This is a genomic window from Rhodococcus sp. P4_F5, from assembly GCF_056401315.1.
The window spans coordinates 1-22,650 of sequence record NZ_JBFUJP010000033.1 but is presented as its reverse complement, the minus strand read 5'-3'; the positions used below and the strand labels follow the sequence as shown (position 1 = coordinate 22,650).

Genomic DNA, 22,650 nt, shown 5'->3' with positions numbered 1-22,650 from the left:
TGAGCGGAAGCCGGGCTCGCTACCGAGTTCCCTTGGGCGCCACCGAGGTCACCAGCTCCGCCAGCGCCCGGTAGGCGTCGGCGCGACCGCTCGACGCCCGGAAGACCAGCCCGATCGCCCGGCCCGGCGCCGGTGCCGCGAACCGCGCGGTGGCCAGGTCGCCGCGGCCGGTCTCGACCGCGACCGCCGAGTCCGGAACCAGGGTCACGCCGAGACCGCCTGCGACACACTGCACCACGGTGGTCAGCGAGGTGGCGCGGGTGTCGCCGGAGACCGGCCGGGCGTCCACCGAGCGGCACAGGTCCAGGGTCTGGTCGCGCAGGCAGTGCCCCTCGTCGAGGAGCAGCAGCGGCAGCTCGTCGAGCACGTCGATCGGCAGGTCCGTTCGCCCGGCCAGCGCATGCCCCGCCGGCACGACCATCACGAAATCCTCTTGGTAGACCGGGATCTCGACCATCCCCGGCGCCTCGGACGGCAGGGCCAGCACCGCCACGTCGAGCACCCCGACGCGCAGCGAGTCGAGCAGCCGGGCGGTCTGGTCCTCGACCACGAACGGCCGCACCGAGGGCAACTGATCACGCAGCGCCGGCAGCAGCACGGGCAACACGTACGGCGCGACCGTCGGGATCAGCCCGATCCGCAGCGGCCCGGTCAGCGCCTCCCCCACACCCGCGGCCGCCGCGACGAATCCGTCGGCCGCCTCCAGGATCACCTTCGCCTGCGCGAGCAGCTGCGAGCCGGCCGGCGTCACCAGCACGCGCCGGGTGCTGCGCTCGATCAACTGCACGCCGAGGCCGTTCTCCAGCGCCGCCAGCGCCTGCGAGAGTGTGGGTTGACTCACACCCAAACGCGCTGCGGCGGTGCCGAAGTGGCGATACTCGGCGACCGCGACGAAGGCACGCAGCTGCGACAGTGTGGGTTGATAAGTCTGATCAGCCATGCCTATCAGTGTAGTGACACCTATCGCCTTTACCTTTTGCATAGCTTCGGGCACTATGGAGTCATACCGAGTTGAGCGCAGAACACCGCGGCTCACTCGGGTGAAACCACCAGTACACCGACCGCACCAGTGCGCCGACCCCGGCGCAGCCAGGTGTACTGCCGCATGCCCGAGATGAAGTCACGGCGCCGACCGCGCCGTGGCCCCGCACAAGTAGGAGGACCACACATGGCTCTGCTGACCATCGGCGACCAGTTCCCGGCTTACAACCTCAAGGCTGTCATCGGCGGTGACCTGTCCAAGGTCGACGCGCAGCAGCCCGACGACTACTTCACCCAGGTGACCAGCGACGACTACGCCGGCAAGTGGCGCATCGTGTTCTTCTGGCCCAAGGACTTCACCTTCGTCTGCCCCACCGAGATCGCCGCCTTCGGCAAGCTCAACGAGGAGTTCGCGGACCGCGACGCGCAGGTGCTCGGCGCCTCCGTCGACAACGAGTTCGTGCACTTCCAGTGGCGTGCGCAGCACGACGAGCTCAAGACGCTGCCCTTCCCGATGCTCTCGGACCTCAAGCGTGAGCTGGCCGAGGCCACCGGCGTCCTGAACGCCGACGGCGTCGCGGACCGCGCCACCTTCATCGTCGACCCGAACAACGAGATCCAGTTCGTGTCCGTCACCGCCGGCTCCGTGGGCCGCAACGTCGACGAGGTGCTGCGCGTGCTCGACGCACTGCAGTCCGACGAGCTGTGCGCCTGCAACTGGAAGAAGGGCGACCCGACCATCAACGTCGGCGAGCTGCTCTCCGAGAGCGTCTGACCATGAGCGTCGAGAACCTCAAGAACTCGCTGCCCGAGTACGCGAAGGACCTCAAGCTCAACCTCGGCTCCCTCGCGCGCTCGACCGAGCTCACCGAGCAGCAGCTCTGGGGCACCTTCCTCGCGTGCGCGGCCGCCAGCAAGTCGGCGACCGTGCTGCGTGAGATCGCGGAGGAGGCTGCCGACAACCTGTCGGCCGAGGCCTACAACGCCGCGCTCGGCGCCGCTTCGATCATGGGCATGAACAACGTCGCCTACCGGGCCAAGAGCTTCCTCGGTGACGAGTTCGCCCAGGTGCGAATGGGTCTGCGGATGAACATCATCGGCAACCCCGGCGTGGAGAAGGTCGACTTCGAGCTGTGGTCGCTCGCCGTCTCGACCATCAACGGCTGCCACGACTGCACCGCCGCCCACGACGCGGTGGTCCGCAAGGAGGGCATGACCAAGGAGCAGGTCTGGGAGGCCGTCAAGGTCGCCGCGACCGTCCAGGGCGTCGCCCAGGCCATCGTGGCCAGCGAGACGCTCGCCTGATCTCCGGTTCCGCTCGACTGTGCGCGGTCTCCACCCCGACGGGGAGGAGGCCGCGCACAGTTGCATTCCGGGCCGGACGTTGCGTTTGGCGGTATCGTTTAGCGATGGGTATCGAGGTTGAGGTAGTCAGGGTTTTCACCGACGCCGATGGCCGCCACGGCAATCCGCTCGGCATTGTGGACGCGGCACTCGTCGCTCCCCCGGGCCGACAGGCGCTGGCCGCCGAACTGGGCTTCAGCGAGACCGTCTTCGTCGAACTGCCCACGCCGGGAGCCGATTCCGTGCATGCACAGATCTACACACCCGCCGTCGAACTGCCCTTCGCGGGACACCCCACGGTCGGGCTGTCGTGGTGGTTGCGCGAGCGCGGGCACGACATCGAGACGCTCGAGGTACCGGCCGGGCCGGTCACCACCCGCTTCGCGGACGGGTTGACCTGGATCCGCGCCAAGGCGGACTGGGCGCCGGAGTTCGTGCTGCACCCCGCGCCAGACTCCGAGGCCGTGCGCACGGCCCGGGCGGCCGCCTACGACACCGGGCACCACTACGTGTGGGCCTGGGCCGGCGAGGGCGCGATCCGGAGCCGGATGTTCGCCCCGGGCATGGGCGTTCCCGAGGACGAGGCCACCGGCGCTGCGGCAGTCCGGATCACCGACCACCTGCGCCGCAGCCTGCACATCACCCAGGGCCGCGGGTCGCAGATCTTCACCGTCTACGCCCCCGACGGCTGGATCGAGGTCGGCGGCCGGGTGCACCCCGACCGCACCCTCACCGTCTGATCCGCCGCCAGAGGACGCGCCGCGGCGACGACGAGGGGGCGGGCCGAGTCACTTGACTCGGCCCCCTCGTCGTCGAGGTCAGACCGACACTGAGGTCAGACCGACAGGGTCTGGCCCGGGAAGATCAGGTCGACGTTCTGGACCTGGCCGGCCAGCGAATCCACCGAGACGCCGTGCGCGGCGGCGATGCCCGAGAGGGTGTCGCCCGAGACGACCACGTAGGTGCCGCCCGCAGGTGCCGGGGTGGACGCGGCGGGGGTGGACGCGACGGGGGCCGACGCCAGGACCGGCTCGGCAACGTCGGAGACGGTGGTCTCGTAGCCGGCGGCGGTGGTGCCGGCGGTCAGGTACTGACCACACACGGGCCACGCGCCGGCGCCCTGGCCCGCGAGCACGTTCTCCGCGACGCGGACCTGCTCGGCCTGGCTGGCGTCCGCCGCGTTGCCGGTGCCGCCGTAGGCCGCCCAGGTGCTGGGGGTGAACTGCAGGCCACCGGAGAAGCCGTTACCGGTGTTGGTGTTCCAGTTGCCGCCGCTCTCGCACTGCGCGACGCCGGACCAGTCGTGGCCCTGCGCGGAGGCGGTTCCGGTGGCCAGGGCCATCGGGACCGCAACGAGGGCGCCGGTGGCGACGACGGCGCCGAGGGCGCGCTTGATGGTGAAATCGGTCATGAACGTGGATCCTCTCCGCTCCCGCCGGCGAGGTGGACCACCGGCGACAACTGCGTCGTCGCCCTGGTGCTGCGTCCGTCTCGCTCCCGCCCCTGAAGGGATTTCGGCGATTCCGGTCCGCGGGGCGAGATCGAGCGGTGGCGGACCGGCGTTTGCCCGGCTGTTTCGGGCTGGTTCTGACCGTAGGGGATGGTCACGGACAGATCACGGCACACATTTCTGGCACAGCCGTACCGCTCCCGAACTCCCGGTCCGAGGTTCCCGCAGGCCCGGTCGGCGATCCCCGAAAGTCACATCGCGGTAGTTACACGGCCGTAAGGTGACGACCGACACAGCACAATTGTGGCGCCGGTCACACCGTCCGGGCCTGCCGCCTACCGCTCGACGTCCCCGCCCGGCCGGGCCGCCTCGATCGCGGATCGCATGTCGCCCAGGAACTTGACGACCGTCGCCCTCTCCGCGTCGCTGTAACCGTCGAGGGCCGCGGACGCGTTCGCGATCACCGGCCCGAAGAACGACCAGCCGAGCTCCATGGCGGCGGGCGTGACGGCCAGCAGGACCCGCCTGCGGTCGCGGGGGTCGCGCTCGCGCCGGACGTGCCCCGCCTTCTCCATCCGGTCGACCAGCGCGGTCACCGACGCCGAGTTCAGGTGGAGCTCCTGCGCCAACCACCCCGGTGTCGCCGCCCGACCTCCGCGGTCCGCGTCGAGGAGGCAGATCAACGCCCGGACGTCGGTCGGGTGCAGTCCGTGCACGCGCGCGAACTCCGCGCCCAGCAGGTGCAGCTCGACCGTCAGCGCCCGCAGACGATGCACGGTGGCAAGGGAATCCCCGTCCGGTTCGCGTCCGACACCCATCACGGCCTCCTGCTCGACAACATCACCCGGCCAATCTACTATCTCGACACACCAATTATCTCGATCGCTCGAACTAAATTGAGACGAGGAGACCCGGATGCCCCCGTTGTCGACGGCAGCCTTCGCAGCCACCCCCGCAGGATCCGCCTTCTACCGCGCCTACGACCGCGTGCTGGCGAAGTGGCCGGTCGAGGTCACCGGCGTCGATCTCGAGTCGGCGCACGGGACCACCCGGGTCAACGTGTGCGGGCCGGCCGACGCCCCGCCGGTGGTGCTGCTGCCGGGCGGTGGGGCCACCTCGACGGTGTGGTTCGGGAACATCGCCGCGCTCGCCGAGCGGCACCGGGTGTTCGCCGTCGACCTGATCGGCGACCCCGGCCGGAGCGCCGCCGGGGCCACGCCGCCGCGGGCCGCCGAGGACCTCACGTCCTGGCTCGACGCCGTCGTGACGACGGCGGGCCTGGACGAGTTCGGTCTCGTCGGCCACTCCTACGGGGCGATGATCGCGCTCGCCTACGCGCTGCGTGAGCCGGGCCGCGTGAAGAACCTGGTGCTGCTGGACCCCAGTTCGTGTTTCGCCGGCATGCGCGCGCAGTACCTCGCCCGCGCGGTCCCCCTGCTGGCGCGGCCCACCGAGAAGCGCCAACGCGACTTCATCCGGTGGGAGACCGACGGCCGGGGTCTGGACGAGGACTGGCTGGAGCTCATCGCCCTTGGCGCAGCGCATTTCCCGAAGTCGAAAACCGTCGTGCCCAAGCGCCCGGGCCGGGACGTTCTCGCCACCCTGACGCCCGCCACCACGGTGCTCCTCGCCGCCGGCAGCAAGGTGCACGACAGCAGAAAACTGAAAGTCACCGTCGCTGAGTCGAACCCGCGACTGCGCACCGTCGTCGTCGACGGCACCACGCACCACACCATGCCGATGATCCCCGCCGCCGATCTGAACCGCGCCCTGCTCGGCGCCCTCAGCGATGCGGGTCCGGTGGCCGACCCGCCGCCAGGTCATCGTCGCTGAGCAGGACGGCGATCTCCCGGCCCAGCTCGACGCCCGGGGCCAGCGGCAGTCGGTCACCGCTCCAGAACCGTCCCGGGTCGTACCAGTTCGTCTTCTTCCGCTCGGTGAGCAGACCCATCGACTCGTAGGTCTGCGCGACCACCTCGGCGCAGTACGCACTCTCGAGCCCGGCGGCCTTCTCCTCCCGGGATCGCCTGCGCAACGCCGGAAGTCGGCCGCCGAACCAGCGCGAGGCCAGCTTCGCCGTCGACGGGAACGGGGTGCCGTCGAGCCGGGCAACGGTCCGCAGCAGCTCGTCCTCCTGCTCCCGGGTGACGGGCCGGTCCAGCTGACGCAGCCAGCCGCGCTGACCGTACCGAGCGCCCCAGACCTGCACGGCCTGACGCAGGTCGTGCAGCTGGACGCCCCGCTGGAATCGCCCGGTCCACATGTCCTGCAACGAATGTCCGAGCTCGGCATGCCACATCAGCGGCGGCATGTCGTCGAGCACCACCGACATCCCGACGTGATTGACGGGGCTGTTGGTCAGCGTCTGGATGGCCCGGTCCGCGCCGGAATGTCCACGGAAGATCCAGATGTCGCCGGTCCGGGTGGCCTCGACCGCCACGTCCAGGCTCACCTGTGATTCGTGCATCCGCCTGCTCATCCACCTAGCCTAGAGCGATGGGAATCGAAGGCAGGCACCTGTGGAAGTTCGTCGGCCTCGCCGGCATGGTCGGCGTCGCCGCCACGGGGGCGTTGACGGTCCGCGCCGAGCGCAAGCGCCGCGCCTACTCCCCCGACGAGGTGCGCTCCCAACTGCACGCCCGCTTCGCCCAGGCCACCACAGCCGCCGCGTCCGAGCGGCCGACGGTGGATCTCACACCCGTCAGACCCAGCCTCCGGCAACGCCTCACGTGCCTCCGGCGCCGGTGAGTCGTCGGCACCAATGCCGCTAATGCGCTCCGACGGAATTGAATTGAATCAATCCTCAACCAAAATGGGAAACCTTGACCATTAATCGCCCAGATCATTGAACAAGGACGCGGCAGGGAATGTTGCAGACTTCGATCTGCCGTAATCGATCGCGCGCATCCTTTCGTGGTCGATCGAATGAATGAATGAACGCTGAATGAACGCACCGCGGCAGGCGCTCCCGGCCGCCGGCCGCCCGGGCCTAGGGCCCCGCGACGGAACCCGTCTCGACCTCGTCGTCGCGGCATGAGTCCAGTTCAGACGTCGGATCTCAGATCGACACCCCGGTTCCGGATGTGTCGGGCCGACCGGATCGCCGGCAACCGGACACTCGAGCCCGTGCGCCGCACCAGTCTCCCCGTTCGGGTTGGTGGTCGCTCACAAATCATGTAGAACAGATCACTACTGATCCAGGTTCGTGATCTTGATTCATTGGCGATGTTTTGGTGGGAAACACGCACAGGACGCGGCCTGTATCGAGGTCCCCGGGGGGCCGGACCGCAGGGTCCGGGCACGGGCTAAAAGAGAACAGGCGAAATCATGCTATTACCGATGTCACCGGCCGATTCGATGTTCCTGCTCGGCGAGTCTCGCGAGCATCCGATGCACGTCGGAGGGCTTGCGCTCTTCGCCCCGCCGGAAGGCGGCGATGCCGACGATGTGCGGGCCATGCTCGACTCCGCACTGGCCGGCGGGGCGGTGTCGCCGGTGCTGCGCAAGCGCCCGCGGCGATCGCTGACCTCGCTCGGGCAGTGGGGCTGGGAAGAGGACGTCGACGTCGACCTCAGCCACCACATTCGTCACAGCGCCCTGCCGCAGCCGGGCGGCGTCAAGGAACTCCTCGAACTGGTCTCACGCCTGCACGCGCACCTGCTCGACCGCAACCGGCCACTGTGGGAGATGCACCTGATCGAGGGCCTGGCGGACGGGCGCTTCGCCGTGTACATGAAGATCCACCATGCGGTGACCGACGGCGTCTCCGCGATGAAGCTGTTGCGCAGCACTCTCAGCGAGGACTCGGGTGAGCGCGGGATGCCGGCACCGTGGGAGCCGCTGGCGCGGGAACGTCCGGCGACGGTCCATGCCGCCGCGCCCGACGGCCTCAGCCTGCTCGACCTGCCGGGCGTGGCCGTCGGCGCGGTTCGCGGCGCGTTCGGCCTGCTGCCGGTGCTCGCGACCACCGTCGACCGGGCGCGCAACAACCGCGGCGGCTCGCTCTCGCTCGCCGCCCCGAAGAGCATTCTCAACGTGCCGATCGGCGGGGCCCGCCGCTTCGCCGCCAGGTCCTGGCCGATCGAGCGGCTCCGCCTGGTCGCGAAGGCGGGCGACGCCACCATCAACGACGTGGTCCTCGCGATGTGCTCCGGTGCGCTGCGCAGCTACCTGGACGAGCTCGACGTCCTCCCCGCCGATCCCCTCGTGGCACTGGTGCCGGTCTCGCTGCGGCGGGAAGGGGTGGAGAGCAAGTCCGGCAACGACTTCGGGCTTCTCTCGTGCAATCTGGCCACCGATCTCGAGGAGCCCGCAGAGCGGTTCGACGCGGTCCGCAAGACGATGGGTGAGGGCAAGGAGGAGATGAGCACCAGGAGTTCGGGCGAGATCCTGGCGATGAGCGCGCTCGGCGCCGTCCCGCTGGTGCTCGGGGTGCTCTTCGGCGAGCGGGCGCCCATCCGGCCCCCGAACGTGATGATCTCCAACGTGCCGGGGCCGGGCATGCCGCTGTACTGGAACGGCGCGCGGCTGACTGCGCTCTACCCACTGTCGATCGCCGTCGACGGGCAGGCCCTGAACATCACCATCACCAGCACCGACGACGAGATCGCGTTCGGCATCACCGGATGCCGTCGCAGCGTGCCGCCACTGGCTCCGCTGCTGGGATGCCTCGACGACGAACTCGACGCCCTCGAGGCGGCGGTCGGGTTGTAGCGCCTCCGGCGCCCGTGAGCCTTTTGGTGCCTGGAGCGACCAAAAGGCTCACGGGCAGCGGCAGCTGCCTAGCCGAGCGCCGCGAGGACGCCCGCCGCCATCTCGGCGACCTGCTCGTCGGTCATCACGAACGACGGCGAGAACTGCATGGCCCCGACGCCGGCCGCCCGGCCCGAGATGCCGAACTTGCGCAGCGCCTTCACGAACGGCAGCGCCTCGGCCGGGTCGGCGAGCTGCACGGCCGCGACCGCGCCGAGTCCGCTGCGCACCTCCTGGACCCGCGGGTGCTCGGCCAGCGGCGCGAACTGCTCGTGCAGCGTGCGCTCGAGCCGGGCGGCGTCGTCGAGCAGGTTCTCCCGCTCGATGATGTCCAGGTTGGCCATCGCCGCGGCGGCCGCACCGGCGTGCCCGCCGTAGGTGTAGCCGTGCCGCCACCAGACCCCGCCCGCGAAGAACGGCTCCGCGACGTTCGGCGCGATGAACACCGCGCCCATCGGGACGTACCCGGAGGTCAGTCCCTTGGCGGTGGTCACCATGTCCGGCTGCAGGTCGAAACGGGTGGAGGCGAACCAGGATCCACCGATGCGGCCGAACCCGGTGACGACCTCGTCGACGACGAACAGGATGTCGTGGTCGCGGCAGATCTCGCGGACCTCGCGCAGGTACCCCTCGGGCGGCAGGTAGATCCCGCCGGCGCCGATGATCGGCTCGCAGAAGAACGCGGCGATGGTGTCGGCGCCCTCCCGCTCGATCAGTTCGAGCAGCGACTTCGCGTCGTCCCACGCCACGGTGCGCGCGTCGGCCATCAGCTCGCCGTAGCCCTCCCGGTTGACCGGGATGCCGGCCAGCGCGGTGCCGGCGACGTGCATGCCGTGGTACGCCTTCTGGCGGCCGACCACGATCCGCTTGCCGGGCTTGCCCATCTCGTGCCAGTAGCGCCGCGCCAGCTTGGCCGCGGTGTCCACCGAGTCGGACCCGCCGGAGGTGAAGAAGATCTTGCTCCCGGGCACCGGCGCGATCGCCGCGAGCCGCTCGGCCAGCGCCGCCGTCGTCTCGGGGACGAAGTCGCCGAAGTTCGAGTAGTGCGCGATCGTCGTGAGCTGGGCGGCGACGGCGTCGGCGATCTCCTTGCGACCGTGCCCGACGTTGGTGAACCACAGGCCGGCCGTCGCGTCGAGGTACCGGGTGCCCTCGTCGTCCCAGATGTACGCGCCCTCACCGCGACTGACGACGAAGGCGCCGTCCTGCCGCACCGCGCCCATGTCCGCGAACCCGTGCCACAGGGCACCCGCCGATGTCTTCGAACTCACTGTTCGACCTCGCTCTCGCCGCTCTCGCTCTGCTGCGCCGCAGACCGGCGCGCCGAACTACCGTATCGCCACCCGCTCGCCATCCGCCCGGCCGCGTTGACCGCCAGCGACATCAGCAGCATCGCCAGCAGCAGGACCACGAGCCCGATCGCCATCTGCAGGTACCCCTGCGTGCGGGGGTCGATGAACGGATAGGGGTACCAGTCCACGACCGGCCCCCGGATCAGCGTGTAGATGCCGTAGGCCAGCGGGAACGCCACGAAGACGACGCTGGCCCGGTCGGCGATCCGCATCCGCGGCGGCGCGAGCAGCCAGTCGAGCAGGATCACCAGCGGCAGGATCCGGTGCAGCAGGCTGTTGATCCACGCGTCCTTGAGCATGACGTCGACGTTGGCCAGCAGGACGGCATAGATGATCCCGGTGATGACCATGTACACCGTGGTGGCGCCTCGGAAGAGCTGCCAGCCGCGCGACTGCGGGTCGGCCACCGCCCCGACCGCCAGCACCACCACCGCGAGCACGTTGCTCATGATCGTGAAGTAGCTGAAGTAGTTGACGACGGAGAAGACGTCGCTGTCGATGTTGCGGAGCGGGATCCAGGCCAGCGCGACGACGCCGACCGCGGCGAACACCAGCCGCAACACGCGGATGATCGGGCTCGTGTGTGGGTACACCGTCGTGCCGGTGATGGTGGCAGCAGTCACCCGCGAATGCTCGCACGCCGGCCCGCCGCGTAGCCGGACCGACGCGCACCGGTTCCGGCCTGCGCAACCCGCCGACCGCGTTCGATACGCTGGCACGAGCATGTCGAACACAGAGCCCATGACCCCGCCCGGCACCCCGCCCGCCGCACAGCCCGGCCTCGACCGCCGCGAGCTCAAGAGGCTCCTCCCCGACCTCACCCTCCGCGACGAGCACCGGCTCCGCCGCAAGCTCGACCGCGCCCGCACCCCGGAGGCCCTCGCCGCCCTCGCCCGTGAGGTGAACCAGGCCCAGGCCCGGGTCGCCTCACGCCGGACGGGCGTGCCGAAGACCAGCTACCCCGAGGGCCTGCCGGTCAGCTCCCGGCGCGACGACATCGCCGCGGCCATCGAGGCACACCAGGTGGTGATCGTGGCCGGCGAGACCGGCTCCGGCAAGACCACCCAGATCCCGAAGATCTGCCTGGACCTGGGCCGCGGGGTGCGCGGGCTGATCGGGCACACCCAGCCGCGCCGGCTCGCCGCCCGCACCGTCGCCGAGCGGATCGCCGAGGAACTCGACACCCCGCTCGGCGAGGCCGTCGGCTACACCGTCCGGTTCACCGACCAGGTCTCCGACGGCACCCTGGTCAAGCTGATGACCGACGGCATCCTGCTCGCGGAGATCCAGCGCGACCGCCTGCTGCGCCGCTACGACACCCTGATCATCGACGAGGCCCACGAGCGCAGCCTCAACATCGACTTCATCCTCGGCTACCTCCGCGAACTGTTGCCGCGGCGGCCCGACCTGAAGGTGATCATCACCTCCGCCACCATCGACCCGGAACGGTTCGCCGAGCACTTCACCGTGAACGGCGTCCCTGCGCCGATCGTCGAGGTGTCCGGCCGCACCTTCCCCGTGGAGATGCGCTACCGCCCGCTGAGCGTCGACGTGGGCGAGCAGACCATCGACCGCGACCCGGTCGACGCCGTCGGCGAGGCGGTCGAGGAACTGATGGCCGAGGGCGACGGCGACATCCTGGTGTTCCTGTCCGGCGAACGCGAGATCCGCGACACCGCCGAGGCGCTGCGCGAGCGCAAACTGCGCGGCACCGAGATCCTGCCGCTGTACGCCCGGCTGTCCGCGGCCGAGCAGCACCGGGTCTTCGAGCGGCACACCGGCCGCCGGGTGGTGCTCTCGACGAACGTCGCGGAGACGTCGCTGACGGTGCCCGGCATCCGCTACGTGGTGGACCCGGGCACGGCCCGCATCTCCCGCTACTCCGTGCGCACCAAGGTCCAGCGACTGCCCATCGAGGAGATCTCGCAGGCCTCGGCCCGCCAGCGCGCGGGCCGCTGCGGCCGCGTCGCCGACGGCATCTGCATCCGGCTGTACTCCGAGGAGGACTTCGAGTCCCGGCCCGAGTTCACCGAACCCGAGATCCTGCGCACCAACCTGGCGTCGGTGGTCCTGCAGATGACCGCCCTCGGTCTCGGCGACATCGCCGCGTTCCCGTTCGTGGAGGCGCCGGACCCGCGCGCCATCCGGGACGGCATCGCGCTGCTCGAGGAGCTCGGCGCGATCAAGCCGGCCGGCAAGGACGCGGTCGCCGAGCTCACCCCCGTCGGGCGGGAGCTGGCCCAGCTGCCGGTCGACCCGCGGATGGCCCGGATGCTCGCGCAGGCCCACAACACGGGCTGCCTGCGCGAGACCCTGATCATCGTCGCCGCACTGTCGATTCAGGACGTGCGCGAGCGGCCCGCCGAACACCAGCAGGCCGCCGACGAGAAGCACGCCCGGTTCAACGTCGCCGGCTCGGACTTCCTCGCCTACCTCAAGCTCTGGGACTACCTCCGCGAGCAGCGCCGGGAGCTCTCCTCCAACCAGTTCCGCAAGATGTGCAAGAGCGAGTTCCTGCACTGGCTGCGGATCCGGGAGTGGCAGGACCTGCACGGCCAGCTCTCCCAGATCACCCGCGGCCTCGGCTGGACCGGCAACGACCAGCCCGCGAGCGAGGCCTCGGTGCACCAGGCGCTGCTGTCCGGGCTGCTCTCGCACATCGGCCTGCGCGAGGGCGAGAAGCGGGACTTCCTCGGCGCCCGCGGCGCCCGGTTCGCGGTGTTCCCCGGGTCGTCGCTGTTCAAGAAGCCGCCGCGCTGGGTGATGGCCGCCGAACTGGTGGAGACCACCCGGCTGTGGGGCCGGATGGCCGCGGGCATCGAACCGGAGTGGGCCGAGAAGCTGGCCCCGCACCTGGTCAAGCGCACCTACTCGGAGCCGCACTGGTCCACCAAGCGGGCCGCCGCGATGGCCTACGAGCGGGTCACGCTCTACGGCATCCCGCTGGTCGCCAAGCGCGCCGTCGGCTACGCCACCATCGACCCGGAGGCCTCGCGGGAGCTGTTCATCCGGCACGCGCTGGTGCAGGGCGAGTGGCAGACCCAGCACAAGTTCTTCCACCAGAACCGCGCCCTGCTCGACGACGTCGAAGAGATGGAGACCCGGGCCCGCCGGCGCGACATCCTGGTCGACGACGAGACGCTCTTCGAGTTCTACGACGAGCGCGTCGGCCCTGAGGCGGTGTCCGCCAAGCACTTCGACACCTGGTGGAAGCAGGCCCGCCGCGCCGACCCGGACCTGCTGACGTTCACCGCCAAGACCGTGGTGAACGCCGACGCCGCCGGGGTGCTCGGCGGCGACTACCCGAACACCTGGCGCCAGGGCGACATCTCGTTCCCGCTGACCTACCAGTTCGAGCCGGGCACCGAGGACGACGGCGTCACCGCCCGCATCCCGGTGGCCCTGCTGGCGCAGCTGCGGGACGTCGGCTTCGAGTGGCTGGTCCCCGGCATGCGCGAGGAACTGGTCACCGCACTGATCAAGTCGCTGCCGAAGGCGCTGCGGCGCACCGTCGTTCCGGCGCCGGACTACGCCCGGGCGGCTCTGTCCGCGGTCAAGGCCCGCGCCGAGCCGCTGACCGTCGCGATCGCGCGGGAACTCTCGCGGATGGCCGGCACCCCCATCGCGCCCACCGACTTCGACCTGACCGCGGTGCCGGACCACCTGCGGATGACCTTCGCCGCGGTGGACCCCGGCGGCAAGGTGCTCGGACGCAGCAAGAGCCTGATCCAGTTGCGTGAACAGCTCGCCCCCCGGGTGGCGAAGGAGGTCTCGCGGGCGACCGCGACGACCGAGCGGCCCGCGGCCACGGTGTGGACGTCGGAGACGCTGGGGTCGCTGCCGGAATCGGTCTCGCGCACCCTCGGCGGGCAGAAGGTCGTCGGGTACCCGGCGCTGGCCCCGGAGGCCCGCGGCGTCGCGGTGCGGGTGTTCGCGACGCCGGCCGAGCAGCGACGGGCCATGCGGGACGGCACCCGGGCGCTGCTGCTGCGGGCGATCCCGACGCCGACGAAGTCCGCGGTCGGCGGGCTCGGCACCCGGGACCGGCTGGCACTGGGGCAGAACCCGCACGGGAGCGTGGAGGCCCTGGTGGAGGACTGCCGCGCCTGCGCGGTGGACGCGCTGATGGACGCGCACGGCGGTCCGTCCCGTACCCCGGAGGGCTACCAGAAGCTCGAGGCGGCGGTGCGCCCCGAGCTGCCGCGGCAGGTGGCCGCGTTGGTGCGTCTGGTGGTACCCGTCCTCGACCGGGCGCACCGGCTGCGACTGCTGCTCGACCGCACCTCGGGCGAGGCCGCCGACGACGTCCGCGAGCAACTGGAGTCGTTGGTGTACCCCGGTTTCGTCGCGGACACCGGCGCCGTGCGACTGCGCGAGCTGCCGAGGTACCTGGACGGCGCGATCAAGCGGCTCGAGGCACTGCCCGGCTCCGCGACCCGGGACCGGCAGGCCCTCGCGGTGCTGGACGCGGTCTACGACGACTACGCCAGGATGCTGACGCGGCTCGACCCGCGCCGGCAGTTCGACCCGGACGTCGAGGCGGTCCGCTGGATGATCGAGGAGCTGCGGGTGAGCCTGTTTGCGCAGTCCCTCGGAACCCCGCAGCCGGTGTCCGACAAGCGTATTCGCAAGACGATCGCCTCGATCACCAAGTAGCGCCGCGACCGGGGCGCCGACGGCCGAACAGCCCTCCGCACCCGGGCGCGGCGTTACCCGCCGCCGACGTTGTCGCGGTGCGCCTGCAGGTCCTTGATCTCGCGCTCGAAGTCCTCCACCGAGGTGAATGACCGGTAGACAGAGGCGAATCGGAGGTAGGCCACCTCGTCGAGGTCGCGCAGCGGCCCCAGGATCGCCAGGCCCACCTCGTTGCTCGGCACCTCGGCGGACCCGCCTGCGCGAATGGCCTCCTCGACCTTCTGGGCGAGCTTGTAGAGGGCGTCGTCGTCCACCGCCCGGCCCTGGCAGGCCCGGCGGACGCCGCGAACGACCTTCTCGCGGCTGAACGGTTCGGTGACCCCGCTGCGCTTGACCACCGACAACACCGCGGTCTCGACGGTGGTGAAACGGCGGCCGCACTCAGGACAGGAGCGGCGCCGACGGATGGCCTGACCCTCGTCGGCCTCCCGCGAGTCGACGACGCGCGAATCGGGATGTCGGCAGAACGGGCAGTGCATGGCGAATCCTTCGTCYGAGCCGAGAAGCCCGATACTCCCACTGGATGTGGTAGGGCCAACAGGGTTCGAGGATACCGCCGAGTGCGACTCCGGCGTGCAGATGCCCGTCTCAGCGCCCACGTCGACTCAGCCCGCGGACGAGACCGGCACCACCAGCGACTGCCCGGCGTGCACTCCCGCCCCCTCGAGCGCGTTCAGCTCCACGATGCGCTCCACCACCTGATCGACCCGGGCCTGCGGCGCCACCCGGGCCGCCAGCTGCCCCAGCGACTCCCCGCCGCGCACCTGCACCACCGCCGTCGCGCCGGGCACCGTCGGGTTCGACCGCAACTGAGCGAGTCCGAACAGGCCCAACGCCACCAGCGCCGAACACAGCAGCCCGGCCAGCATCGTCGGGAACTCGACCTGCGTGCGCGCCCGGCCGTGCGGCGCCCGCGACCGCGGCACCCGAGCGCGTTCGTAGCTCACGAAGCCTGCGGGCCGCTGCCGCGAGTCCGATCGCCGGCTGCCGCGCTCCACCCCGACGCGGCCCGACGGCCGAACGACCCGGCGTCCCCGAGGCATTCCCTGCCCGGGAACCGTGTACCGCTCGGGAAACGCCGCGCTGCTGTCCACCGTCACGCTCATCAGAACCTCCGCCAGGTAGGCCGATCGGGCTCGACCGAAGTTATCGATCAGGCGTTCGAGAGAACGCTTGTTCGATTTCTACCACGACACATCGACAATGTCGCGAATTGACAGCAAACATGTCGAACAAATGTTTGGAAACCGCAGGAAAACGGGCTAGATTCGATCCAGACGACACGCAAGTCGACAACGGCAGGCCACGCCGACCATCAAGCACCACAGCGCAATCCAGTTCGGCCAGCAGTCCAGTTCCACCAGCAGTCGAGATCCACCAGCACGCACCCGACCCGGCTACTCAGGAGGCCCACCCATGAAGCAAAAAAGCTCCAACGACGGCTCGGCGGTCGCCGGCGCCGGCCGCACGGCGGGGCTCACCGACCGACAGCGCCGGGTCCTCGAGGTGATCCGGGCATCCGTCAGCGAACGCGGGTACCCGCCGAGCATCCGCGAGATCGGCGACGCCGTCGGCCTCACCTCCACCTCCTCGGTGGCGCACCAGCTGCGCACCCTGGAGAAGAAGGGTTACCTGCGGCGCGACCCGAACCGCCCGCGGGCGGTCGACGTGCGCGGTCTGGACGACGGCGTCGCCGCCTCGGACACGGAGGCCGGCTTCGAGAACGCCGCGCAGGGCGGCGAGGGCGCCGAGGCTGTCATGCCGAAGCCGACCTTCGTCCCGGTCCTGGGCCGGATCGCCGCCGGTGGGCCGATCCTCGCGGAGGAGGCCATCGAGGACGTGTTCCCGCTGCCGCGCGAGCTGGTCGGGCAGGGTTCGCTGTTCCTGCTCAAGGTGGTCGGCGAGTCGATGCGCGACGCCGCCATCTGCGACGGGGACTGGGTGGTGGTGCGGCAGCAGAGCGTCGCCGACAACGGCGACATCGTCGCGGCGATGCTGGACGGCGAGGCCACCGTAAAGACGTTCAAGCGGACCAAGGGCGAGGTGTGGCTGATGCCGCACAACCCGCTGTTCGAACCCATCCCCGGCAACGACGCCGCGATTCTCGGCAAGGTCGTCACGGTGATCCGCAAGCTCTGACCTCGGTCGCGGACGCGGGTACGCCCGGGTCCCGGCCGAACGGACGCGGGTACGCCCGGGTCCCGGCCGAGCAGACGCCAGGGCCGCGACGGATCGTCCGTCGCGGCCCTGGCGGTGCTTCGACCCTCGACGGCGCTCACCCGCCGGGCGAGGCCGGCGAGTGAGGTCGGGAATCGGTGTCGCTCTACAGGTTCAGGCCCCGACCGATAATCTCCTTCATGATCTCGGTGGTGCCGCCGTAGATGGTCTGTACCCGGGAGTCCATGTACGCCTTGGCGATCGGGTACTCCCGCATGTAGCCGTAGCCGCCGTGCAGCTGCAGGCAGCGGTCGATCAGCTTGACCTGCGCCTCGGTGGTCCACCACTTGGCCATCGCGGCCTCCTGGACGGTCAGCTTCCCGGCGTTGAGCTGCTCGATGAACTTGTCCACCAGGATCCGGACCGCGGTGGTCTCGGTGGCGAGCTCGGCGAGCACGAACCGGGTGTTCTGGAAGCTGCCGATCGACTTGCCGAAGGCCTTGCGGTCGCGGCAGTACTGGATCGTCATGTCCAGGCAGGACTCCATCGCGGCGGCCGCCACGACGGCGATCGACAGCCGCTCCTGCGGCAGATTCTGCATCAGGTAGATGAAGCCCATGCCCTCCTCGCCGAGGAGGTTCGCGGCCGGCACCCGGACGTCGGTGAAACTCAGCTCGGCGGTGTCCTGCGCCTTGAGCCCGATCTTGTCGAGGTTGCGGCCCCGCTCGAAGCCCGCCATGCCGCGCTCGACGACGAGCAGCGAGAAGCCCTGCGCGCCTTTGTCGGGGTCGGTGCAGGCCACCACCACCACCAGGTCGGCGTTGATGCCGTTGGTGATGAAGGTCTTGGAGCCGTTGAGCACCCAGTCGTCGCCGTCGCGGACGGCGCGGGTCTTGATGTTCTGCAGGTCGCTGCCGGTGCCGGGCTCGGTCATCGCGATCGCGGTGATGATCTCGCCGGAGCAGAAGCCGGGCAGCCAGCGCCGCTTCTGCTCCTCGTTCGCGAGCTTGATCAGGTAGGGCGCCACGACGTCGTTGTGGAGCATGAAGCCGACGCCGCTGAAGCCGCCGCGGGTGGTCTCCTCGGTGATGATCGCGTTGTAGCGGAAGTCCTCGACTCCGCCGCCGCCGTACTCCTCGGGCACCGCCATGCCGAGGAAGCCCTGCTCCCCCGCCTTCTTCCAGACCTCACGGTCGACGATGTTCTGCTCCTCCCACTGGTCGTGGTGGGGAGCGACTTCCTGCGCGAGGAACTTCTGGTAGGACTCGCGGAAAAGTTCGTGCTCAGGCTCGAAAAGCGTGCGTTCCATCAAGGCTCCTGTGTGATCGGGCTTACCTGGCTGCCAGGGTAGGCCCACCCCCGCGAACCGGTCGATGACCCGAACGATCGGGAAACGTGACCAACCTTGCGGCCGGCCCCGCCGCGCCTGTCCTAGCGCCGCATCCTGGCCAGCCAACGCATCAGCGGGTAGCCGACCAGGATGCCCACCGAACCCCAGGCGATGCCGCCGAGTTCGACGGAACCGAGGTGCAGGGTGAGGTCACCGATGCCGGCCACCAGCGCGGCCGCGACCACTGTCAGGTTCACCGGGTCGGTGAAGTCCACCTTGGCCTCCATCCAGATCCGCACGCCGAGAATGCCGATCAGGCCGTACAGCACCAGGGTCGCGCCGCCGATCACGCCGTCCGGCACCGTGAACACCAGTGCGCCGAACTTCGGCGAGAACGCCAGCACCACCGCGGTCACGGCGGCCACCCAGTAGGCGGCCGTCGAGTAGACGCGCGTTGCCGCCATCACGCCGACGTTCTCGGCGTAGGTGGTGGTGCCGGAGCCGCCGCCGGCACCGGCGAGGGTGGTCGCGAGCCCGTCGGCGATCAACGCGTTGCCGGCCATGTCGTCGAGGTTGCGGCCGGCCATCGCTGCCACCGCCTTGACGTGGCCGACGTTCTCGGCGATCAGCACGATCACCACGGGCAGCGCCAGCGCGATGACCGACCAGTCGAACGACGGCCCGCGCAGGTGTGGCACCCCGATCCAGGCGGCCTCCCGCAGCGCGTCGACACGCTCGTCCGCGAGACCGCCGGTGCCCCAGGCGAACACCCACCCGACCACCACGCCGACGAGGATGCCGAGCCGGCCCAGCAGGCCCGGTCCGACCGCGGTGACCACCAGGATGGCCAGCAGGGTGACGACGGCGATCAGCGGCTGCGCCTCGAACGAGCCGACGGCGGCGGGCGCGAGGTTCAGGCCGATCAGGGCCACCACGGCGCCGGTGACCACCGGCGGCATCACCGCGTCCAGGACGCGGGGGCCCGCGAGTTTGACCACCAGGCCCACGGCCATCAGCACCAGGCCCACGGACAACACCGCGCCGAGCTGCGCGGCCTGGCCGTACCCCGCGGAGGCGGTCAGCGGCGCGATGAATGCGAACGACGACCCCAGGTAGCTCGGCACCCGGCCCCGGGTGATGAGCAGGAACAGCGCCGTGCCGATGCCGGAGAACAGCAGCGTCGTGGTGACCGGGAAGCCGGTGATCGTCGGGACCAGCAGCGTGGCGCCGAACATCGCGATCACGTGCTGCATGCCGATGCCCACCGTGCGCGGCCAGGTCAGCCGCTCGTGGGGGGCCACCACCTCGCCGACGGTGATGTTCTTGCCGTCGCCGTGCAGCTGCCACCCGAATCCGGCCGGGCCGCGTGCCGTGTCGTCCGCTTGCTTCGTCACGGGCAAATTCTAGGCCGCGTGGCCGGGTCCGGTCGGCCGCGCCGCCCCGCCGACGATGTGCTGCGCCTGGCGGCTGGACCGGGCTACGGTTACGCCGACCCTCCGCCCACAGGCGGGCCGGCCCCACCGACTAGGAGCCCCATGACATCTGGTGACACTTCGGGGAGTGTCGGCGAACGTGAACTGCAGCGCGAGCACGGCACGGTCGAGCGTGCCGAGCGGTTCTACTCCGACCAGGTCCTCGACCACCTGAACCCGATCATGATCGAGTTCACCAGCCGGCAGGAGATGGCCTTCATCGCCACCTCGGACTCCCGCGGCGAGTGCGACTCGTCCCTGCGCGCCGGCGAGCCCGGCTTCCTGCACGTGCTCGACGCCCAGACCCTGGCGTACCCCGAGTACCGCGGCAACGGCGTGATGGCCAGCCTGGGGAACATCCGGGAGAACCCGCACATCGGGATCCTGATGGTCGACTTCGTCGAGGACCTGATCGGCCTGCACGTCAACGGCTCCGCCCGCATCGTCGAGGACGACGCGATGCGCGCCGCCCACCCCGGCCTGCCGGACGTCCACGCCGCCGGACGCACCCCGGAACGGTGGGTGGTGGTCGACGTGGAGGAGGCGTACATCCACTGCCGCAAGCACATTCCGCGGATGGCACCGGTGCCGCGGACCCGCGACTGGGGCAGCGACGACGTCCGGCGGAAGGGCGGGGACTACTTCGGCGCCAAGGCCGCCGCGCGCGAGCTCGCGGGCACTGCCGCCGTCACCGACTGACGGTGCGGTCCGCGGTCCAGGCCAGCAGCTCGTCCGCCGGCCAGGTGTTGACCACCCGCTCGGCGGGCACCGCGCTCGCCTGGGCCCGCTCGCACCCGTAGCCCTGGAAGTCGAGCTGGCCGGGCGCGTGCGCGTCGGTGTCGACGGCGAACAGGCAGCCGCGTTCGAGCGCCGTCGCGATCAGCCGGGCCGGCGGGTCGCGACGCTCGGGCCGGCTGTTGATCTCCACCGCGGTGCCGAACTGCCGGCAGGCCTCGAACACCACCTCCGCGTTGAACTTCGACTCCGGCCTGGTGCCGCGGGCGCCCTCGACGAGCCGGCCGGTGCAGTGCCCGAGCACGTCCACGTGCGGGCTGGCGACGGCGCGGACCATCCGACGGGTCATCGCGTCGTGCTCCATCGACAGCTTCGAGTGCACGCTGGCGACCACGACGTCCAGCTCGGCGAGCAGGTGCTCGTCCTGGTCGAGAGTGCCGTCGTCGAGGATGTCGACCTCGATGCCGGTGAGGATGCGGAAGGGCGCCAGCTCGGCGTTGAGTTCGGCGATCACCTCGAGCTGGCGACGCAGCCGGTCGGCGGACAGCCCGTTGGCGACGGTCAGCCGGGGCGAGTGGTCGGTGAGCGCGCAGTACTCGTGCCCGATCAGCGCCGCCCGGCGCATCATCTCCTCGATGGGGCTGCCGCCGTCCGACCAGTCCGAATGGGTGTGCAGGTCGCCGCGCAGGGCGGCCAGCAGCTCCCGGCCGCCGGCCCCGATCTGCCCGGCCTTCTCCTTGACCTCGGTCAGGTACCGCGGCACCCGGCCCGCGTACGCCTCCGCGATCACGGCGGCGGTCTTCGGCCCGATCCCGCTCAGCGCGGTCCAGGTCTCGGTGCGGCCCAACCGTTCTCGCTGCTCGGCCGACAGCGCGGCCACGATGTCCGCGGCCCGGCGGTAGGCCTTGACCCGGTGCGTCTCGGCCCGCCCGCGCTCGAGCCAGTACGCGACCTCCCGCAGCGCCTCGACCGGGTCCATCACCTCATCCTGGGCCATCTCCCCCGACTCGGCTACCCCTGCAGGATCTGCGCCGCGCGCGCCCGGGCGGACTGCGGGTCGGCGCCGCCGAGCGCCGCCTCCGCCGCGCGGCGGCACTGCGCGAGGTCCGCGCCGGACAGGGCCGAACCGGTGGCCGCGACCGCGGTGGCGGCCATCGACAGCGAGGTGACCCCGAACCCGGCCAGCACGCAGGCGAGCAGCGGGTCGGCGGCCGCCTCGCCGCACACGCCGACCGGCTTCCCGGCCCGCGCGCCGTCGGCGGCGGTCCGGGCCACCAGGGCCAGCACGGCGGGCTGCCACGGGTCGCTCAGCGCGGCCAACGACGCGGACAGCCGGTCCGCGGCCATCGTGTACTGGGTCAGGTCGTTGGTGCCGAGCGAGAGGAAGTCGACGTGCTCGAGCAGCCGGTCGGCGAGCAGCGCCGCCGACGGCACCTCCACCATCACCCCGGGCACCAGGTCGCGGGCCCGGACGGCCGCGGCGAACTCCGCCGCCTCGGCCACGGTCGCGATCATCGGGGCCATCACCAGCACCGACGCGGTCGACTCGTGCGCCGCCGCGGCGATCGCGTCCAGCTGCCGCGCGAGCATCTCGGGATGCTCCGCCGCGATCCGGTAGCCGCGCACACCGAGCGCCGGGTTGGGTTCGTCGGCGGGACCGGCAAACTCGAGCGGCTTGTCCGAGCCGGCGTCGAGGGTGCGGACCACGACCTTGCAACCGGCGAAGGCGTCGAACACCTCGCAATAGATCGCCGCCTGCTCCTCGACGGTCGGCTCGGTGTCGCGGTCCAGGAACGCCAGTTCCGTGCGGAACAGGCCGACGCCCTCGGCCGCCGACGACGCGGCCGCGCGGGCGCCCGCGCCGTCCTGCACGTTGGCCAGCACCGCCACCGGGTGGCCGTCGCGGGTGCGCCCCGGGCCGGTCCAGGACTCGGTGCGGCGGCGGACCTGCGCGGCGCGGGTGACCGCGGCGGCGGCACGCTCGGGGTCGGGCTCGACCTCCACCCGTCCGGCGGCGCCGTCCACCAGGACCGGGGCGCCGACGCCGACGCCGTCGAGGCCGGCGACCCCGACCACGCAGGCGATGCCGAGCTGCCGGGCGATGATCGCGGTGTGGCTGGTGGGGCCGCCGAGGGTGGTCGCGATGCCCAGGACCAGGGCCGGGTCCAGGACGGCGGTGTCCGCCGGGGCCAGGTCCCGGGCCAGCAGCACCGACGGCACCGCCGGGGCCGGGATGCCCGGTTCGGGGGCGCCGAGCAGTTCGGCGACCACCCGGTCCCGCACGTCGAGCAGGTCGGTCACCCGCTCGGCCATCAGCCCGCCCAGCTTGGTGAAGACGGCCGCGAACTGCTCGGTGGCGGCGGCCGCCGCGGACTCCGCGCC

General features: G+C 70.9%; 21 protein-coding genes. 9 read left to right on the top strand and 12 right to left on the bottom strand.

Annotated elements, in window-relative coordinates; translation table 11 throughout:
* Positions 1 to 19: 19 nt before the first annotated feature.
* Complete coding sequence (locus tag AC1DU4_RS14730; protein ID WP_477841001.1) at positions 20 to 940, bottom strand: LysR substrate-binding domain-containing protein; 921 nt, start codon at positions 938 to 940, stop codon at positions 20 to 22.
* Positions 941 to 1,168: 228 nt separating this feature from the next.
* On the opposite strand from AC1DU4_RS14730, the gene AC1DU4_RS14725 reads away from it, so the two are divergent.
* The 3 genes from AC1DU4_RS14725 to AC1DU4_RS14715 all read left to right on the top strand — a co-directional run bounded on the left by AC1DU4_RS14725 (position 1,169) and on the right by AC1DU4_RS14715 (position 3,065).
* Positions 1,169 to 1,756, top strand: coding sequence for a peroxiredoxin (locus AC1DU4_RS14725; RefSeq protein ID WP_072844027.1), 588 nt, complete (start codon positions 1,169 to 1,171; stop codon positions 1,754 to 1,756).
* A gap of 2 nt (positions 1,757 to 1,758) precedes the next feature.
* A complete protein-coding gene (gene ahpD / locus AC1DU4_RS14720; protein WP_072844028.1) occupies positions 1,759 to 2,286 on the top strand; it encodes an alkylhydroperoxidase, AhpD family in 528 nt (175 codons plus the stop codon).
* A gap of 104 nt (positions 2,287 to 2,390) precedes the next feature.
* A complete protein-coding gene (locus AC1DU4_RS14715) occupies positions 2,391 to 3,065 on the top strand; it encodes a PhzF family phenazine biosynthesis protein (RefSeq protein WP_477840998.1) in 675 nt (224 codons plus the stop codon).
* A 95-nt stretch (positions 3,066 to 3,160) separates the two neighbouring features.
* On the opposite strand, the gene AC1DU4_RS14710 is transcribed toward AC1DU4_RS14715, so the two are convergent.
* The gene (locus AC1DU4_RS14710; RefSeq protein WP_477840996.1) at positions 3,161 to 3,736 is read right to left on the bottom strand and encodes a transglycosylase family protein; all 576 of its coding nucleotides are present in this window, start codon (positions 3,734 to 3,736) and stop codon (positions 3,161 to 3,163) included.
* Positions 3,737 to 4,110: 374 nt separating this feature from the next.
* Complete coding sequence (locus AC1DU4_RS14705) at positions 4,111 to 4,593, bottom strand: MarR family winged helix-turn-helix transcriptional regulator (RefSeq protein WP_477840994.1); 483 nt, start codon at positions 4,591 to 4,593, stop codon at positions 4,111 to 4,113.
* 97 nt (positions 4,594 to 4,690) lie between these two features.
* Here AC1DU4_RS14705 and AC1DU4_RS14700 point away from each other — a divergent pair, with 97 nt between their 5' ends.
* Entirely contained in the window at positions 4,691 to 5,608 is a 918-nt protein-coding gene (locus tag AC1DU4_RS14700; protein WP_477840991.1) for an alpha/beta fold hydrolase, read from the top strand.
* Here the strand turns inward: AC1DU4_RS14700 and AC1DU4_RS14695 are convergent.
* A complete protein-coding gene (locus tag AC1DU4_RS14695; protein ID WP_477840988.1) occupies positions 5,559 to 6,254 on the bottom strand; it encodes a hypothetical protein in 696 nt (231 codons plus the stop codon). The two genes, AC1DU4_RS14700 and AC1DU4_RS14695, sit on opposite strands and share 50 nt — an antisense overlap.
* A gap of 17 nt (positions 6,255 to 6,271) precedes the next feature.
* Here AC1DU4_RS14695 and AC1DU4_RS14690 point away from each other — a divergent pair, with 17 nt between their 5' ends.
* Positions 6,272 to 6,523 (top strand): hypothetical protein, encoded by a 252-nt coding sequence (locus AC1DU4_RS14690; RefSeq protein ID WP_477840987.1) that lies wholly within the window; start codon positions 6,272 to 6,274, stop codon positions 6,521 to 6,523.
* A gap of 579 nt (positions 6,524 to 7,102) precedes the next feature.
* A complete protein-coding gene (locus AC1DU4_RS14685; protein WP_477840985.1) occupies positions 7,103 to 8,488 on the top strand; it encodes a WS/DGAT/MGAT family O-acyltransferase in 1,386 nt (461 codons plus the stop codon).
* A gap of 68 nt (positions 8,489 to 8,556) precedes the next feature.
* On the opposite strand, the gene AC1DU4_RS14680 is transcribed toward AC1DU4_RS14685, so the two are convergent.
* Positions 8,557 to 9,750: an aminotransferase family protein gene (locus AC1DU4_RS14680; protein ID WP_477841062.1), complete on the bottom strand. Its 1,194-nt coding sequence runs from the start codon at positions 9,748 to 9,750 to the stop codon at positions 8,557 to 8,559.
* A gap of 44 nt (positions 9,751 to 9,794) precedes the next feature.
* A complete protein-coding gene (locus tag AC1DU4_RS14675) occupies positions 9,795 to 10,502 on the bottom strand; it encodes a Pr6Pr family membrane protein (protein ID WP_477840983.1) in 708 nt (235 codons plus the stop codon).
* A gap of 118 nt (positions 10,503 to 10,620) precedes the next feature.
* On the opposite strand from AC1DU4_RS14675, the gene hrpA reads away from it, so the two are divergent.
* Positions 10,621 to 14,535 carry an ATP-dependent RNA helicase HrpA gene (gene hrpA / locus AC1DU4_RS14670; protein WP_477841060.1) on the top strand — a complete coding sequence of 1,305 codons (3,915 nt, stop codon included), beginning with the start codon at positions 10,621 to 10,623 and terminating at the stop codon, positions 14,533 to 14,535.
* Between the two features lie 53 nt (positions 14,536 to 14,588).
* On the opposite strand, the gene nrdR is transcribed toward hrpA, so the two are convergent.
* Complete coding sequence (gene nrdR, locus AC1DU4_RS14665; protein WP_477840981.1) at positions 14,589 to 15,053, bottom strand: transcriptional regulator NrdR; 465 nt, start codon at positions 15,051 to 15,053, stop codon at positions 14,589 to 14,591.
* Between the two features lie 126 nt (positions 15,054 to 15,179).
* Positions 15,180 to 15,680 (bottom strand): LysM peptidoglycan-binding domain-containing protein, encoded by a 501-nt coding sequence (locus AC1DU4_RS14660; RefSeq protein WP_477840979.1) that lies wholly within the window; start codon positions 15,678 to 15,680, stop codon positions 15,180 to 15,182.
* A 310-nt stretch (positions 15,681 to 15,990) separates the two neighbouring features.
* On the opposite strand from AC1DU4_RS14660, the gene lexA reads away from it, so the two are divergent.
* On the top strand, positions 15,991 to 16,713 hold the full coding sequence (gene lexA, locus AC1DU4_RS14655; RefSeq protein WP_072844050.1) for a transcriptional repressor LexA: 723 nt from the start codon (positions 15,991 to 15,993) through the stop codon (positions 16,711 to 16,713).
* A gap of 184 nt (positions 16,714 to 16,897) precedes the next feature.
* On the opposite strand, the gene AC1DU4_RS14650 is transcribed toward lexA, so the two are convergent.
* On the bottom strand, positions 16,898 to 18,040 hold the full coding sequence (locus AC1DU4_RS14650; protein ID WP_477840977.1) for an acyl-CoA dehydrogenase family protein: 1,143 nt from the start codon (positions 18,038 to 18,040) through the stop codon (positions 16,898 to 16,900).
* 122 nt (positions 18,041 to 18,162) lie between these two features.
* Positions 18,163 to 19,455: a uracil-xanthine permease family protein gene (locus tag AC1DU4_RS14645; RefSeq protein ID WP_477840975.1), complete on the bottom strand. Its 1,293-nt coding sequence runs from the start codon at positions 19,453 to 19,455 to the stop codon at positions 18,163 to 18,165.
* A 141-nt stretch (positions 19,456 to 19,596) separates the two neighbouring features.
* On the opposite strand from AC1DU4_RS14645, the gene AC1DU4_RS14640 reads away from it, so the two are divergent.
* Positions 19,597 to 20,232, top strand: coding sequence for a pyridoxamine 5'-phosphate oxidase family protein (locus tag AC1DU4_RS14640; RefSeq protein WP_477840973.1), 636 nt, complete (start codon positions 19,597 to 19,599; stop codon positions 20,230 to 20,232).
* On the opposite strand, the gene AC1DU4_RS14635 is transcribed toward AC1DU4_RS14640, so the two are convergent.
* Complete coding sequence (locus AC1DU4_RS14635; protein ID WP_477841058.1) at positions 20,222 to 21,247, bottom strand: PHP domain-containing protein; 1,026 nt, start codon at positions 21,245 to 21,247, stop codon at positions 20,222 to 20,224. The two genes, AC1DU4_RS14640 and AC1DU4_RS14635, sit on opposite strands and share 11 nt — an antisense overlap.
* Before the next feature lie 32 nt (positions 21,248 to 21,279).
* Positions 21,280 to 22,650 (bottom strand): putative PEP-binding protein (locus tag AC1DU4_RS14630; RefSeq protein ID WP_477840971.1); only part of this gene is annotated, 1,371 nt, incomplete at its 5' end.

Excerpts from the sequence above, each read along its gene's own strand:
- AC1DU4_RS14730 (WP_477841001.1), bottom strand. The coding sequence starts at position 940 with ATGGCTGATCAGACTTATCAACCCACACTGTCGCAGCTGCGTGCCTTC.
- AC1DU4_RS14725 (WP_072844027.1), top strand. The coding sequence starts at position 1,169 with ATGGCTCTGCTGACCATCGGCGACCAGTTCCCGGCTTACAACCTCAAG.
- ahpD (WP_072844028.1), top strand. The coding sequence starts at position 1,759 with ATGAGCGTCGAGAACCTCAAGAACTCGCTGCCCGAGTACGCGAAGGAC.
- AC1DU4_RS14715 (WP_477840998.1), top strand. The coding sequence starts at position 2,391 with ATGGGTATCGAGGTTGAGGTAGTCAGGGTTTTCACCGACGCCGATGGC.
- AC1DU4_RS14710 (WP_477840996.1), bottom strand. The coding sequence starts at position 3,736 with ATGACCGATTTCACCATCAAGCGCGCCCTCGGCGCCGTCGTCGCCACC.
- AC1DU4_RS14705 (WP_477840994.1), bottom strand. The coding sequence starts at position 4,593 with ATGGGTGTCGGACGCGAACCGGACGGGGATTCCCTTGCCACCGTGCAT.
- AC1DU4_RS14700 (WP_477840991.1), top strand. The coding sequence starts at position 4,691 with ATGCCCCCGTTGTCGACGGCAGCCTTCGCAGCCACCCCCGCAGGATCC.
- AC1DU4_RS14695 (WP_477840988.1), bottom strand. The coding sequence starts at position 6,254 with ATGAGCAGGCGGATGCACGAATCACAGGTGAGCCTGGACGTGGCGGTC.
- AC1DU4_RS14690 (WP_477840987.1), top strand. The coding sequence starts at position 6,272 with ATGGGAATCGAAGGCAGGCACCTGTGGAAGTTCGTCGGCCTCGCCGGC.
- AC1DU4_RS14685 (WP_477840985.1), top strand. The coding sequence starts at position 7,103 with ATGCTATTACCGATGTCACCGGCCGATTCGATGTTCCTGCTCGGCGAG.
- AC1DU4_RS14680 (WP_477841062.1), bottom strand. The coding sequence starts at position 9,750 with ATGGGCGCGGTGCGGCAGGACGGCGCCTTCGTCGTCAGTCGCGGTGAG.
- hrpA (WP_477841060.1), top strand. The coding sequence starts at position 10,621 with ATGACCCCGCCCGGCACCCCGCCCGCCGCACAGCCCGGCCTCGACCGC.
- nrdR (WP_477840981.1), bottom strand. The coding sequence starts at position 15,053 with ATGCACTGCCCGTTCTGCCGACATCCCGATTCGCGCGTCGTCGACTCG.
- AC1DU4_RS14660 (WP_477840979.1), bottom strand. The coding sequence starts at position 15,680 with ATGAGCGTGACGGTGGACAGCAGCGCGGCGTTTCCCGAGCGGTACACG.
- lexA (WP_072844050.1), top strand. The coding sequence starts at position 15,991 with ATGAAGCAAAAAAGCTCCAACGACGGCTCGGCGGTCGCCGGCGCCGGC.
- AC1DU4_RS14650 (WP_477840977.1), bottom strand. The coding sequence starts at position 18,040 with ATGGAACGCACGCTTTTCGAGCCTGAGCACGAACTTTTCCGCGAGTCC.
- AC1DU4_RS14640 (WP_477840973.1), top strand. The coding sequence starts at position 19,597 with ATGACATCTGGTGACACTTCGGGGAGTGTCGGCGAACGTGAACTGCAG.
- AC1DU4_RS14635 (WP_477841058.1), bottom strand. The coding sequence starts at position 21,247 with ATGGACCCGGTCGAGGCGCTGCGGGAGGTCGCGTACTGGCTCGAGCGC.